This window comes from Microbacterium sp., from assembly GCF_031988965.1.
Classification (GTDB): Bacteria; Actinomycetota; Actinomycetes; order Actinomycetales; family Microbacteriaceae; genus Microbacterium.
Map to the genome: position 1 here is coordinate 1 of NZ_DALZXX010000083.1, position 13,404 is coordinate 13,404.

The following is a 13,404-nucleotide window of genomic DNA, read 5'->3' on the forward strand; positions in this document are numbered from 1 at the left end:
CGGCGACGACCGCGAGACCGCCCGCGACGTGCGCCGCGTCGATCACCGCGCTGGGGTCCCAGACGCGTCCCGACGCCGCGGGGTACTGCACGAACACGCCGAAGAGCTCGGCGGGGAGCTCCTCGCCTGCGGCGAAGTCGACGGTCACGAGCTCGATGCCCACCGCCTCGGCGCGGGCGGCGAGCAGAGCCGCCGTCTGCGGGAACGCATCCGCGTCGACGACGAACACGTTCGACGCCTTCTTCGACGCACGACGGGCGAGCAGCATCCCCTCGACGACCGCCGTCGACTCATCGAGCATCGACGCGTTGGCGGTGGAGAGGCCGGTGAGCTCGGCCACCATGGTCTGGAAGTTGATGAGCGCCTCGAGACGCCCCTGCGAGATCTCCGGCTGGTACGGCGTGTACGCCGTGTACCAGGACGGGTTCTCGAGCACGTTGCGCTGGATCACCTGCGGGGTGATGGTCCCGTAGTAGCCGAGACCGATCATCGACCGGTTGACCGTGTTACGCGCGGCGAGCGCCCGAAGCTCGGCGAGAGCCTCGGTCTCGCTCGCGGCGCGCGGGATCACGGAGTCATCGTTCGCTGCGGTGTAGATCGAGGCGGGTACGGCCTGGCGCATCAGCGCCTCGACCGGGCTCCAGTCCGCGAGATCCGACTCGACACCCAGCGCGTCGAGCATCTGACGCTGGGCGGCTGCGGTCGTTCCGATGTGACGGTCGGCGAAAGAGGTCACGGGTGGATCAGCCCTCCGTCAGAGCGACATACGCGTCGCGGTCCATCAGTCCCTCGAGGGCACCGTCGGCGACGGAGACCTTGATGAGCCAGCCGCCCGCGAAGGGCTCGGCGTTCACGAGAGACGGGTCGTCGACGACCGTGTCGTTGATCTCGACGACGGTGCCGGTGACGGGCGCGTAGAGCTCGCCGACCGACTTGGTCGACTCGATCTCACCCACGACCGTGCCTGCGGTGACCTCGGTGCCGACGGCGGGGAGTTCGACGAACACCACGTCGCCGAGCTTCTCAGCCGCATAGTCGGTGATGCCGATGGTCACGGTGCCGCCGTCGGCGGCGATCCATTCGTGCTCGTCGGTGTAGTGGAGCGCGTTGAGGTCGGTCATTTGGTCCTCCGATAGAAAGGCAGGGCGGTCACGGTCGCGGGGATGCTGGTCCCCCGCACATCAAGGAATACTGCGGTTCCCTCCGCAGCGGAAGACGGCGTCACGTACGCCATCGCGATCGGGTGGCCGAGCGTGGGGCTGAGTGCGCCGCTGGTGATCTCACCGAGCACCGCGCCCTCCGCATCGACGACGGAATACCCGGCGCGGCCCGCTCGCTTGCCGTCGGCGACGAGACCGACGAGCACGGGGGCGTCGGGTGCAGCCTCCACCGCGTCCTTCCCGACGAAGGCCTCCTTCGCCGAGACCACGACGCGACCGAGCCCCGCCTGCACCGGCTTAGTGTCGCGGGTCAGCTCATGTCCGTAGAGCGGCATGCCCGCCTCGAGGCGAAGGGTGTCGCGCGCCGCGAGGCCCGCAGGCACGAGGCCGTGCGACGCGCCGGCCGCGAGCACCGCGTCCCACAGCGCGACGGCGTCGTCTGCGGCGACGAGCAGTTCGAAGCCGTCTTCGCCGGTGTACCCGGTGCGGGCGAGCAGCAGCGAACGACCGTTGAAGGTCGCCGCTGCCCAGGCGTAGTACTTCTGCTCGGCCCAGGGGATGCTGACAGCGGAGATGCCCGTGGTCGCGGCGAGGATCGCCTCGGACTGCGGCCCCTGCACGGCGATCAGCGCGTAGTCGTCGGAGACGTCTGCGACCTTGACGTCGAACGCCTCGACGCGAGCGTCGAGAGCCTCACGGACCGCGTCCCGGTTGCCGGCGTTCGAGATGACGAGGAAGTCAGCGTTCTCGAGGCGGTAGACGATGACGTCGTCGATGATGCCGCCGGTCGCTGCGAGCAGGAGCGAGTACTTCGCCTTGCCGACCGCGAGAGCCGAGAGCCGTCCGGCGAGCGCGTGGTCGAGGTAGGCCGCGGCATCCGCACCGCGCACCGTGAACTCGGCCATGTGCGAGATGTCGAAGATCCCCGCGGCCTGCCGCACGGCGTGGTGCTCGGCGAGGTCGGAGGTGTAACGGACCGGCATCTGCCATCCGCCGAAATCGGTGAAGGATGCGCCGAGCGCCTCATGGCGTTCGCGGAGCGGGGTGTAGCGAGGGTCGGACATGGAGTTCTCCCGGGCTGGGTCGGGCGGAACAGCGATGACGCCGTTCCTCGGAACTCCCCCTCTGTCATGGGCCTGAGAGCTTCGCCCAGGGACTGGGCTTTCACCGTCGGCGGATCTCGGGCGAAGGGGGTGGGAGACGCGCGGGACGTATCTCACCAGGGTTTCGGCTCGGGCGCGGACGCCCTCGCTCAACCCGAAAACTCGCTTCGCTCGTTTTCGCTTTTCAGAGTGGCCGGAACCGCGCGGTACGCGTACCTGAGAGATTGGCGGGGAGGCTTGCTCCTTCGGTGCCCGGCTGCGTTCGCCGGGGCTCTCCCGCGTGGGTCATTCGGCCTGTCTTCAGTTGTGGCATCAGTCTAGCCGGTCGCCCGCACTCAGTCGGGCACGCATTCCGGTCGCGTCTCCCGTCGCTGCGCAGGTCGAGTGCGGCAGGAGACGCGACCGGTGCGAGGGTCAGCGCCCGGCGAGCTCCGCCCGCACCTCATCACGCAGGCGACCGAGGTTCTCGGGTTCCGGAGCCGCTCCGAGAAGGGTCTTCGTGTACTCGTGCTGCGGGTTGAGGATGACCTCGTCGGCCGGCCCTCGCTCGACCACGTCTCCCTTGTAGAGCACCATGATCTCGTCGCTGAAGTGACGGGCCGTCGCGAGGTCATGCGTGATGTACAGGACCCCGAGGTCGTCTTCGCGCTGCAGATCGGCCAGCAGGTTCAGCACCCCGAGTCGGATCGACACGTCGAGCATCGACACCGGCTCGTCGGCGACGATGAACCGTGCGCCCGGTGCGAGCGCCCGGGCGATCGCGACGCGCTGTCGCTGACCACCCGAGAGCTCGTGCGGACGTCGGTCCGCGAAGCTCTCCCCCGGCGACAGCCGCACGCGCTCGAGGAGCTCGATCGCGCGGGCACGCACCTGCGCGCCCGACAGCTTCGGGTGGTGCAGCCGGATGGGACGCTCCAGGTGATGGATGATCGAGTGGAACGGATTGAGCGACGCGAACGGATCCTGGAACACCATCTGCACCTGCGAGCGGTATCGCTCCACCGCGCGGCCACGAGTGCCGGTCTCCCGGCCGTCGAGCAGGATCTGGCCGCTCGTCGGACTCTCGAGCTTCATGAGCATCCGGGCGATGGTGGACTTGCCTGATCCGGACTCGCCGACCAGGGCGATCGTCTTGCCGGATTCGAGAGTGAACGACACATCCTTCACCGCATGCAGGATCGATGTCTTCAACCCCGAGCGGAGTGTGAAGTCCTTGACGAGATTGCGGGCCTCCAGAGTCGCGGTGCTCATCGGACCTCCTCCTGACTGGGCTGGTTGCCGGTGCGCACGAAGTCGCCCCGTTCTCCGGTGAGACTCGGGAAGCTCGAGAGCAGCTTCTTCGTGTACTCGTGCTGCGGCGTGCGGTAGATCTCCTCCGCTGTGCCTTCCTCGACGATCTGTCCCTGCAGCATCACGGCGATCCGGTCGCTGATCTCGATCAGCATCGGCAGGTCGTGCGTGATGAAGATCACCGCGAACCCGAGCCGCTCACGCAGCCGCATGATCTCGCGGATGATGCCGCGCTGCACCACGACGTCGAGCGCCGTGGTCGGCTCGTCCATGATCATGACCTGCGGGTCGAGCGCCAGGGCCATCGCGATCATCATGCGCTGGCGCATGCCGCCCGAAAGCTCGTGCGGGAAGCTGCTGAGTCTGGACGGATCGACCCCGACCAGCGTCAGCAGCTCTTCGGCCCGAGCCTGCTTGTCCTTCTTCGACATGCCTGGTCGGTGTGTGTCGAAGATGTCGAAGATCTGCGCCCTGACGCTGATCACCGGGTTGAGCGAGTTCATCGCCCCCTGGAAGACCATCGAGATCTTGTCCCAGCGGAACGCCCTGAGCCCGTCGCCGTCGAGCGCGACGACGTCGATGTCGTGCCCGTCTCGGTCGTGGAAGACGATCTCGCCGCTCGTCATGAGCGCCGGCGCCTTGAGCAGCCGATTCATCCCGTACGCGAGTGTCGTCTTACCGCATCCGGACTCACCGGCGAGTCCGAGGATCTCGCCGCGGTTGAGAGTGAGAGTGACGTCGCGGACCGCCTTGACGGGCGGATCCACCTCGTACTCGATCGACACGTTGCGTGCGGTCAGCACGGCATCCGGAGCGCTCACGCGGCGACCCCCTTCGTCTTGGCGGCCTTGCGCACTCGACGCGCGGCGTCGGGTGCATTGCGCAGCTTGGGGTTGATGACCTCGTCGATCGCGAAGTTGATGAGCGCGAGGCCGGCCCCGAGCAGGGCGATCATGATTCCCGGCGGGATGAACCACCACCACGCGCCTCGTCCGAGCGCCTGGCCCGACTGGGCGTCGTTGAGGATCGTGCCCCAGGTGATCGAGGAGTTCGGACCGAGGCCCAGGTACGAGAGACCGGCCTCTCCGAGGATCGCGAAGATGATCGCGAAGAGGAACTGTGCGGTGAGCAGCGGCAGCAGGTTCGGCATGATCTCGACGAGGATGACGCGGAACGACCGCTCCCCCGCGACCTTCGAGGCGTAGACGTAGTCGCGCGTCCGCAGCGATCGAGTCTGCAGTCGCAGCACGTATGCGGCACCTGCCCACGACGTGATGCCGAGCACGAATGCCACCAGCTGCCAGCTGCGCTGCGGCACGAACGAGGCGATGACCATCACGAGGGGAAGCCCCGGGATCACGATCATCACGTTCGTCAGCAGGGCGAGGGCATCCTCGCGCCATCCGCCGAGGTAGCCGGCGAGGACGCCGAAGACCAGGGACAGGACGATCGCGATGCCGCCGGCGACCACACCGACGAGAAGCGACCCCTGCGCGCCGATCGCGAGCTGGGCGAACATGTCGTTGCCGAGCTTGGTGGTTCCGAGCCAGTGCTCCGCCGAGGGCGGCAGCAGCGCCGGATTGTCGGTGCTGCGCGGGTTCTGCGAGAACATCGGCGCGATGATCGCGAACAGCACGATCGACAGCACGATGATCGCGCCGACGACGAACTTCGGCGAGGTGATCGGGAGCACGCGACGACGCTTGCGCCCCCGCTGGGTCGCCAGCGAGATGGTGCTCGCGGGCTGGGTCGTGGGCTGATCCTTCGTGATCAGCACTGTGTTCTCGGTGTCAGACATTCTGGCGAGCCCTCGGGTCGATGAAGCCATAGACGAGGTCCATGATGAAGTTGGCGGCGAGCACCGTGATCGTGATGACGAGGAAGAGTCCCTGCATCAGCGCGTAGTCGTTGTTCGTGACCGCCTGGAACATCAGCTTGCCGATGCCCGGGTAGGTGAAGACCTGCTCCATCACGATGGAGCCGGCCACGACGAAACCGAGCGTGATCGAGAAGCCCGCGATCGACGGGATCGCCGCGTTGCGAGCGGCGTACGTGGTCATGATGCGTCGGGGACGGAGCCCCTTCGCCTCGGCCGTGAGGACGTAGTCCTCGGCCATGGTCTGCACCATCATGTTGCGCATTCCGAACATCCAGCCGCCGACCGACGAGATCACGATGGTGAGGGCGGGGAGGATCGCGTGCGAGAGCGCGTTCGTGAAGAACGCCCACGTCGGCTCGGGGCCGTCGGGGAACTCGAAGACGTCATACCCGCCGAAGATCGGGAACCAGCCGAGGCCGACCGCGAAGACGGAGACGAGCAGCAGCGCCATCCAGAAGTACGGGATGGACTGCAGCACGGTCGTCGCCGGGATGAGGTGGTCGACCCAGGTACCGCGCTTCCACCCGGCCCAGGCGCCGAGGACGACACCGAGGATGAACGAGATGACCGTCACGGTGCCGACCAGGATGAGTGTCCACGGCAGCGCCTGGCTGATCAGCTCGCTCACCGGCGTCGGGAACTTCGTCACCGAGACGCCCAGGTCGCCCTGGAGCATCCGCCCCCAGTATGCGATGTACTGCTCCCAGAGCGAGGAGTCATCACCGCCGAGAAGCAGCTTGATGTTGCGGATCGTGGTCTCGGAGACCTCGCCGCCCGCACGCTGCATCTTGGCGATCATGATGTCCGCCGGGTTCCCCGGCATGAGCCGGGGAAGCAGGAAGTTGAGTGAGATCGCGGCCCACAGCGTGAACGCGTAGAACCCGATTCTTCGTGCATAGAACTTCATGTCACAGACCTTGCTTCCTGCTCCCCCGACCCCATTCCTTACTCGACCGGCTCGAGCTGCGTCAGGATGTACCCTGCCGCGATCGCGCCCCAGGACGGCGGGAAGGCGTAGAGGTCGTCCTCCGTCGGCCAGCCCGTGAAGTCCTTCGTGTTGTAGAAGGTCTGGGTCGCGTTGACGACCAGCGGGATGTACGGCAGGTCACGGACGATCTCGGTCTGGATGGTTCCGTAGAGCGACTGCTTCTCGGCTTCGTCGTCCGTGCTGACGGCCGCCTGGATCGCCTGATCCACGACCGGGTTGCTGTAACGGCTGAAGTTCCAGCGTCCCGCAGGAACCTCGGTGCCGACGGGAGCGGTCGACTCGACGGCCGTGCCACCGAACCAGTCGCGGTAGATCTGGAACGGGTCCGCGACGGAGGTGCCGATGACGCCGCCGACGATCAGCTGGTAGTCGCCGCCCTGACGCGCGTCGGAGAACTCCTGCCACTGCACCGTCGAGGCGGTGACCTTGATGCCGGCTGCCTCGGCCTGCTCGGCGATCAGCTTCGCGGCGTCGTTGTAGTCGGTCCAGCCATCGACCGAGATCAGGCTGAGCTCAACCGGCACGCCGTCCTTCTCGTAGATGCCGCTGGAGCCCTTCGTGTAACCGGCTGCCTCGAGGATCGAGCCTGCCTCGGCGGCATCCGCCTCCTGCGGGCTGACCTCGTTGGCCGGGTCGGCGAGCCACTTCTCATCGCGGGGCAGCAGCGTGAACGCCGGGGAGATGTCCCCGGTGAGTCCGACGAACGCCTTGTCCTTGATGGCGGCCCGGTCGATCGCGACGTTCAACGCCTGCCGCACCGCGACATCCGTCTGCGGACCTGCGCATCCCAGCTCGGCGTTCGAGCAGGTGTAGAGGACGGTCGGATCCTGAGGAGTGTTGATCCAATCGATCGCCCCGTTGCCGGTGACGTCGTCGGGGTTCGGGATGAACATGCCGGTCCAGTCGAGCTGGCCTGCGGCGAGAAGATCCTGTGCGGTCTGGTTGTTGTCGACCGCGATGTACTGGACCTTCTTGACGCCGAGATCGTCGGCGTCGCGGAAGTTCTCGTTGGCGACGAGCGTGTAGGACTCGCTCGTCGTCTTGTCGACCACGTACGCCCCGGAACCGACCGGCTCCTCGTTGGCGAAGTTCGCGAAGTCGGTGACCTCGGCCCAGATGTGCTCGGGCAGGATGTAGGTCGAGCCGAGACGCTGGAACTCGGTCGTGTACTGGGCCGTCGCGTAGGTGAGCACGACGGTCGTGTCGTCGGTCGCCTCGGCCGAGACGAGGCCGTTGCCCTCGGGGTTGTTCGCCTCATAGGTGAAGGAGAAAGCCACGTCGGCCGCGGTGAGGGGCTCGCCGTCGCTCCACTTCAGGTCGGGCTTGATGGCGATCGTGATCACCGTGCCGTCTTCGTTGTACTCGTACGAGTCGCCGATCAGTCCGACGGGTTCGGAGTCGGCCGTCTTGTTGAAGAAGAACAGCGGCTCGTAGATGGGTCCGAGCGCTCCGTGGAGCACGGTCGGCGCGAACGGGTTGTAGTTCGCGGTGATGGGGGTCTGGCTGCCTGCCCAGACGCGAAGCGCGCGGTCGCCGTCGCCACCGCTCCCCTCGCTGCTGCCGCCTGCGCCACAGGCGGTCAAACCCAGGGCGAGGACGGATGCCCCCGCCACAGCGGTGAGCGCGATCTTGCGCCTTCCGTTACGGATCATTCTGTATTTCCTCTCGGTGCTGCACTGCAGGAGGGATCTCCGGATGGAGCCGGGCCCCGGATGGGACTCGTGACAGATCCCAGGGAAAGGGATTTGTTAGGACAGTAACCTAACAAATCCCTTTCGGGGCGACAAGCGTTCAGAACGCTGGTATATAACGTTTCGGCCTCGGCAATCGGATCGTCACACGGGTGCACTAAGGGTCGCGATGACACTAAGATCGTGACGGGAGGTTAAGGTACCAATGACTCAAAGCTCGGGCATCGACGTCGCCGTGTCCACGGTGATCCTCACGCTGCGGCGCACCGCCGAAGGGTCCGCGACGCTCGCCCTGCCGCTCGTGCTCCGGACCCGCGAGCCGTTCGCCGACCAATGGGCGCTGCCCGGAGGATGGCTCACCGCAGCCGAGTCCCCCGTCGACGCCGCCGCCCGGACCCTCGCCGAGACCACGGGCCTGACTCCGAGCTACCTCGAGCAGCTCTACGCCTTCGGCGCCGTCGACCGCTCCCCCACGCGCGTGGTGTCGGTCGTGTACTGGGCGCTGCTGCGCCAGGACGATGTCGACGCGCAGAGCGCCGCGCACCGCGCATCCGGCCGAGCGCCGGAGAACGTGCGCTGGTTCGACCTCGACGACCTGCCTCCGCTCGCGTTCGACCACGCCAAGATCGTCGACTATGCGCTGTGGCGACTCCGCAGCAAGGTCGGCTACAGCCGCGTCGCACACGGATTCCTGCCCGCCGAGTTCACCCTCGCAGATCTCCGAGAAGCCTACGAGGCGATCCTCGGCAGGCATCTGGATCCGGCCAACTTCCGGCGCCAGGTCGAGTCGGCGGGCAATCTCCTCCCCACCGACCAGTTCCGCACCGGCAGCCACCGCCCCGCCCGCCTCTACCGTTACAACACCGATGTCGAGCTGGCCGATCACGGCCCCCTCGGCCCCGAGGAAACGAGCACCCGATGAGCATCACCTTCGTTCCGACGCCGTCAGTCCTTCCCGTCGACGCGTCCGTCGACCACGCGATCCAGTCGATCGTGTCGGGCACATCGACCGACGCGACGTGCACGACCGATCTCGCCGTGGGCCCCTGGGATTTCGATTCACGCCCCGGATACGGTCCCGGATCCTCGATGGGCGACGTCATCCCGACCGGCGCACCGCGCCAGGGCGAGCTTCCCGCGGAGTACCGCGAGGCGAGTGAACACGAACTCGACGAACGCATCCGCGTGGCGAAGGCCACGCTCGGCGACCGGGCCGTCGTGCTGGGGCACTTCTACCAGCGCGAGGAGGTCGTGCGGCACGCCGACTACGTGGGCGACTCGTTCCAGCTCGCCACCGCAGCGAAGGAGCGACCGGATGCCGAGGCCATCGTGTTCTGCGGCGTGCACTTCATGGCCGAGACCGCCGATCTGCTCTCCGGTCCCGACCAGGCCGTGATACTGCCGAACCTCGCGGCCGGGTGCTCGATGGCAGACATGGCCGACATCGACCAGGTCGAGGACTGCTGGGAGCAGCTGGCCGACGTGCTTGGCGACCTCGACGCGCAGGATGCCGACGGTCGGGTTCCGGTGATCCCGGTCACCTACATGAACTCCTCCGCCGCGATCAAGGGCTTCGTCGGCCGGCATGGCGGCATCGTGTGCACGTCCTCGAACGCACAGACCGTGCTCGAGTGGGCGTTCGAGCGGGGACGTCGTGTGCTGTTCTTCCCCGACCAGCACCTCGGTCGCAACACGGCGAAGGCGATGGGCGTATCCCTCGAGCAGATGCCGATGTGGAACCCGCGCCAGGCGCTCGGCGGGTCCTCGGCATCCGACCTCGTCGACTCGCGCGTGATCCTGTGGCACGGATTCTGCTCGGTGCACCGCCGCTTCACGGTCGCTCAGATCGACCAGGCGCGTGCCGAGCACCCCGGAGTGCGGGTCATCGTGCACCCCGAGTGCCCGATGGACGTGGTGGACGCCGCCGACGAGGCCGGATCGACCGACTACATCCGTCGAGCGATCGCCGCGGCGACCGAACCCACGACCTTCGCGATCGGCACCGAGATCAACCTCGTGCGCCGACTGGCCGCACAGTTCCCGCAGCACGAGATCTTCTGCCTCGACCCGGTGGTCTGCCCGTGCTCGACGATGTATCGCATCCACCCCGGATATCTGGCCTGGGTGCTCGAAGAGCTCGTCGCCGGGCGCACCCCGAACCGCATCACAGTGACTGCCGACGTCGCCGACCCCGCCCGGGTCGCCCTGGAGCGGATGCTGGCGGCCAAGCCCCCTGTGTCGGCGGGCGCGCGATGAAGGTGGTCGTCGTCGGCTCCGGCATCGCCGGACTCACGGCGGCACTGCACGCACACGAGCGGGGTCACTCCGTGACCGTGCTGACCAAAGGAGCGCTCGGCGACGGATGCACGGGCTACGCACAGGGCGGCGTGGCCGGCATGTACGGCTCCGATGACTCCCCCGCCCAACATGCGGCAGACACGCTGGCCGCGGCGGCGGGTCTGGCGGATCCCGCAGCGGTCGAGGCGCTCGTCGAGGGCGCCGGAGCCGGCATCGCCGAGCTGATCATGCGTGGTGTGGCCTTCGACCGTTCTGCGGACGGCACCCTTCTTCGCGGCCGGGAGGCGGCCCACAGCCGAGCCCGGATCGCGCATGCGGGTGGCGACGCCACGGGAGCCGCGATCGCGCGTGCACTCGTCTCGGCCACACGCGCATCGGCGATCACCGTCGTGGAACAGGCGTTCCTGCTCGACCTCGTCGTGACCGACGGCGCCGTGCGAGGTGCCCGCGTGCTGGTCGACGGTGTTCCGACGCCTGTCGACGCGGAAGCCGTCGTGCTCGCGACCGGCGGCGCCGGTCACCTCTACGCGCACACCACGAATCCCGAGGGCACGACCGGCGACGGGATCGCTGCGGCGCTCCGCGCGGGTGCGGATGTCGCGGACCTCGAGTTCGTGCAGTTCCACCCGACGATCCTGGCGGCGGGTCCCGCCTTCCTCGTCTCCGAAGCCGTCCGAGGCGAGGGCGCGACGCTGATCGATGACGACGGACGGCGCTTCACCTTCGACAGCCACCCCGATGGAGAACTCGCGCCGCGCGACGTGGTCGCGCGGGTCATCGCCCGGTGCGCTGCGGAGCAGGGATCGCCGGTGCGGCTCGACGCCACGATGCTCGGCGCCGAGACGCTGCGCGACCGATTCCCGACGATCGATCGGGTCACCAGGGAGCGCGGTTTCGACTGGGCCCACGCACCGATCCCGGTGACTCCGGCCGCGCACTACCTCATGGGGGGCATCGTCACGGATGTCGACGGGCGCTCGACTATCCCCGGTCTCTTCGCCGTCGGAGAGACCGCGCGCACCGGCGTGCACGGCGCGAACCGGCTCGCATCCAACTCCCTCCTCGAGGGTGCCGTCTTCGGCGCTCGCGCCGCCGCCGCGCTCGCGCTGCCGTGGCCCGCCGAGTCGAGGGCACGCCGCGCGACGATTCCTGCACGAGCCGCCGCACCAGGAGACGACAGCGCCGTGCCGTTCACAGACACCGCGCCGCACACCGACACCACGCCTTTCACCGACACCGCTGCATTCACCCGGGCCGAGCTGCAACGGCTGATGTGGGACGACGTCGGGCTGCTCCGCACCGCTGAGGGCCTCCGTCGCGCGCGCGACACGATCGCCGTCTGGACGGCACAGCCACACTCAGCGCGAGCCATCGCCGATCACGAGGACGCCAACCTGCTGCTGCTCGCCGCGGCGACCGTGTCCGCCGCCCTCGATCGCACCGAATCGGTGGGTTCTCACCACCTCGAAACGACCGCCGCCCCCGTTCTGGAGATCGCCTGATGCTCACCCCTGCCATCATCGCCCGCGTCGTCGGTGCGGCCCTGGAAGAAGACGCCCCCTGGGGCGATCTCACCAGCTCCGCCCTGCTGCCCGCCGACGCCACGGCGACCGCCGACCTGGTCGCCCGCGAACCGGGGGTGTTCAGCGGCGGCGACGCCTTCACGGCCGCGTTCGCGCTGACCGATCCGGCCCTCCGGATCGACGTGCACGTCGGCGACGGAGACGAGTTCTCCGCCGGCGACGTGCTCGCGTCCGTCTCGGGCAGCGCACGCAGCATCCTGACCGCCGAGCGCATCGCGCTGAACTTCACGCAGCGGATGAGCGGGATCGCCACTGCGACGGCCTCCTACGTGCGAGAAGTGGCCTCGACGCGCGCGCGGATCGCCGACACGCGCAAGACGACCCCGGGCCTCCGCGCATTCGAGCGCCACGCCGTGGTGAGCGGTGGCGGGCACAACCATCGATACTCGCTGTCCGACGCCGTCATGGCCAAGGACAACCATCTGGCGGTCCTGCAGCGCTCCGGAGCCGACCTGGCGACCGCGCTGCGCGACGCGCTCTCGCGATTGCCGCACACGACCCACGTCGTGGTCGAGGTCGACCGCCTGGACCAGATCGCAGCCGTGCTCGACGGCGGCGCGCACACCGTTCTGCTCGACAACTTCTCGCTCGAGGAGCTGCGGGCGGGCGTCGCGGCGATCGGCGGCCGCGCCCAGGTCGAGGCATCCGGCGGCGTGAGCCTCGACACCGTCGCCGACATCGCCGCGACGGGTGTCGATGTGATCTCGGTCGGCGCGCTCACCCACTCGGCGCGAGCCCTGGATCTGGGCCTGGACGTCCGGATCGACTGAGCCGTGATCTACCTCGACCATGCCGCCACGGCCCCGGTGCGCCGCGAGGTGCTGGAGGCCATGACCCCGTACCTGACGAGCGTCTTCGGCAATCCGTCGAGCCATCACACGGTCGGCGAGTCCGCGGCGAGCGCGCTCGAGGACGCGCGCTCGCGGGTCGCTCGGGTTCTCGGGATGCGCACAGGCGACATCGTGTTCACCGCCGGCGGCACAGAGGCGAACAACCTCGCCGTGAAGGGCATCGTCCTGGCCGCGCTCGCTCAGGGGCGCCGACATCTCGTGGTGTCGCCGATCGAGCACGAGTCGATACTCGAATCGGCCGAGTACCTGCGGCGCTTCCACGGTGTCGAGGTGACCCGCGTGGCGGTGGACGGGCGAGGACGGATCGACTCGGAATCGCTGCGACACGCGCTGCGCGACGACACCGCTCTCGTCGCGCTGGGGCATGCCAACAACGAGATCGGCACGGTCCAGGACCTCCCCGTTCTCATCGCCGTCGCGCATGAGGCGAGCGTGCCGGTGCACGTGGACGCCGTGCAATCGGCGGGGTGGCTGACTCTCGCGGGATCGGGAGCGGATGCCATCGCGATCGCCGGACACAAGCTCGGGACCCCCAAGGGCGTCGGCGCCCTCGGCGTGCGC

General features: G+C 68.1%; 12 protein-coding genes, 1 pseudogene and 2 riboswitches. Of the genes and pseudogenes, 5 read left to right on the forward strand and 8 right to left on the reverse strand.

Annotated features, from left to right (window positions below; genetic code table 11):
• From RTM68_RS12775 to RTM68_RS12810, 8 genes and pseudogenes are all read right to left on the reverse strand, one after another.
• A pseudogene (locus RTM68_RS12775) lies at positions 1 to 682 on the reverse strand (glycine dehydrogenase (aminomethyl-transferring)); the annotation flags it as partial.
• Positions 683 to 743: 61 nt separating this feature from the next.
• Entirely contained in the window at positions 744 to 1,121 is a 378-nt protein-coding gene (gene gcvH / locus RTM68_RS12780) for a glycine cleavage system protein GcvH (protein WP_312171475.1), read from the reverse strand.
• The gene (gene gcvT, locus RTM68_RS12785) at positions 1,118 to 2,224 is read right to left on the reverse strand and encodes a glycine cleavage system aminomethyltransferase GcvT (RefSeq protein WP_312171477.1); all 1,107 of its coding nucleotides are present in this window, start codon (positions 2,222 to 2,224) and stop codon (positions 1,118 to 1,120) included. Before gcvT ends, gcvH begins: the two co-directional genes overlap by 4 nt.
• A 51-nt stretch (positions 2,225 to 2,275) precedes the next feature.
• Positions 2,276 to 2,393, reverse strand: a riboswitch (glycine riboswitch).
• Positions 2,394 to 2,457: 64 nt separating this feature from the next.
• Positions 2,458 to 2,552: riboswitch (glycine riboswitch) on the reverse strand.
• 125 nt (positions 2,553 to 2,677) lie between these two features.
• The gene (locus tag RTM68_RS12790) at positions 2,678 to 3,514 is read right to left on the reverse strand and encodes an ATP-binding cassette domain-containing protein (protein ID WP_312171479.1); all 837 of its coding nucleotides are present in this window, start codon (positions 3,512 to 3,514) and stop codon (positions 2,678 to 2,680) included.
• Positions 3,511 to 4,374 carry an ABC transporter ATP-binding protein gene (locus RTM68_RS12795; protein ID WP_312171482.1) on the reverse strand — a complete coding sequence of 288 codons (864 nt, stop codon included), beginning with the start codon at positions 4,372 to 4,374 and terminating at the stop codon, positions 3,511 to 3,513. The genes RTM68_RS12790 and RTM68_RS12795 overlap by 4 nt, the downstream gene beginning before the upstream one ends.
• A complete protein-coding gene (locus RTM68_RS12800) occupies positions 4,371 to 5,351 on the reverse strand; it encodes an ABC transporter permease (RefSeq protein ID WP_312171484.1) in 981 nt (326 codons plus the stop codon). The genes RTM68_RS12795 and RTM68_RS12800 overlap by 4 nt, the downstream gene beginning before the upstream one ends.
• Positions 5,344 to 6,339: an ABC transporter permease gene (locus RTM68_RS12805; protein ID WP_194764756.1), complete on the reverse strand. Its 996-nt coding sequence runs from the start codon at positions 6,337 to 6,339 to the stop codon at positions 5,344 to 5,346. Before RTM68_RS12805 ends, RTM68_RS12800 begins: the two co-directional genes overlap by 8 nt.
• A gap of 38 nt (positions 6,340 to 6,377) precedes the next feature.
• Positions 6,378 to 8,072 (reverse strand): ABC transporter substrate-binding protein, encoded by a 1,695-nt coding sequence (locus RTM68_RS12810; protein WP_312171486.1) that lies wholly within the window; start codon positions 8,070 to 8,072, stop codon positions 6,378 to 6,380.
• Between the two features lie 244 nt (positions 8,073 to 8,316).
• Between RTM68_RS12810 and RTM68_RS12815 the strand changes: the two genes are divergently transcribed.
• The 5 genes from RTM68_RS12815 to RTM68_RS12835 all read left to right on the forward strand — a co-directional run.
• Positions 8,317 to 9,033 (forward strand): NrtR DNA-binding winged helix domain-containing protein, encoded by a 717-nt coding sequence (locus tag RTM68_RS12815; RefSeq protein WP_312171488.1) that lies wholly within the window; start codon positions 8,317 to 8,319, stop codon positions 9,031 to 9,033.
• Entirely contained in the window at positions 9,030 to 10,367 is a 1,338-nt protein-coding gene (nadA, locus tag RTM68_RS12820) for a quinolinate synthase NadA (RefSeq protein ID WP_312171489.1), read from the forward strand. Before RTM68_RS12815 ends, nadA begins: the two co-directional genes overlap by 4 nt.
• Positions 10,364 to 11,911 carry an L-aspartate oxidase gene (gene nadB / locus RTM68_RS12825; protein ID WP_312171490.1) on the forward strand — a complete coding sequence of 516 codons (1,548 nt, stop codon included), beginning with the start codon at positions 10,364 to 10,366 and terminating at the stop codon, positions 11,909 to 11,911. Before nadA ends, nadB begins: the two co-directional genes overlap by 4 nt.
• A complete protein-coding gene (nadC, locus tag RTM68_RS12830; RefSeq protein WP_312171493.1) occupies positions 11,911 to 12,762 on the forward strand; it encodes a carboxylating nicotinate-nucleotide diphosphorylase in 852 nt (283 codons plus the stop codon). Before nadB ends, nadC begins: the two co-directional genes overlap by 1 nt.
• A 3-nt stretch (positions 12,763 to 12,765) precedes the next feature.
• The coding region (locus tag RTM68_RS12835) for an aminotransferase class V-fold PLP-dependent enzyme (RefSeq protein WP_312171495.1) at positions 12,766 to 13,404 on the forward strand (639 nt) is incomplete at its 3' end.

Bases quoted from the DNA above. Each gene is read 5' to 3' on its own strand.
- RTM68_RS12815 (WP_312171488.1), top strand. From the start codon at position 8,317: ATGACTCAAAGCTCGGGCATCGACGTCGCCGTGTCCACGGTGATCCTC.
- RTM68_RS12800 (WP_312171484.1), bottom strand. From the start codon at position 5,351: ATGTCTGACACCGAGAACACAGTGCTGATCACGAAGGATCAGCCCACG.
- nadC (WP_312171493.1), top strand. From the start codon at position 11,911: ATGCTCACCCCTGCCATCATCGCCCGCGTCGTCGGTGCGGCCCTGGAA.
- nadB (WP_312171490.1), top strand. From the start codon at position 10,364: ATGAAGGTGGTCGTCGTCGGCTCCGGCATCGCCGGACTCACGGCGGCA.
- RTM68_RS12810 (WP_312171486.1), bottom strand. From the start codon at position 8,072: ATGATCCGTAACGGAAGGCGCAAGATCGCGCTCACCGCTGTGGCGGGG.
- gcvH (WP_312171475.1), bottom strand. From the start codon at position 1,121: ATGACCGACCTCAACGCGCTCCACTACACCGACGAGCACGAATGGATC.
- RTM68_RS12790 (WP_312171479.1), bottom strand. From the start codon at position 3,514: ATGAGCACCGCGACTCTGGAGGCCCGCAATCTCGTCAAGGACTTCACA.
- nadA (WP_312171489.1), top strand. From the start codon at position 9,030: ATGAGCATCACCTTCGTTCCGACGCCGTCAGTCCTTCCCGTCGACGCG.
- gcvT (WP_312171477.1), bottom strand. From the start codon at position 2,224: ATGTCCGACCCTCGCTACACCCCGCTCCGCGAACGCCATGAGGCGCTC.
- RTM68_RS12805 (WP_194764756.1), bottom strand. From the start codon at position 6,339: ATGAAGTTCTATGCACGAAGAATCGGGTTCTACGCGTTCACGCTGTGG.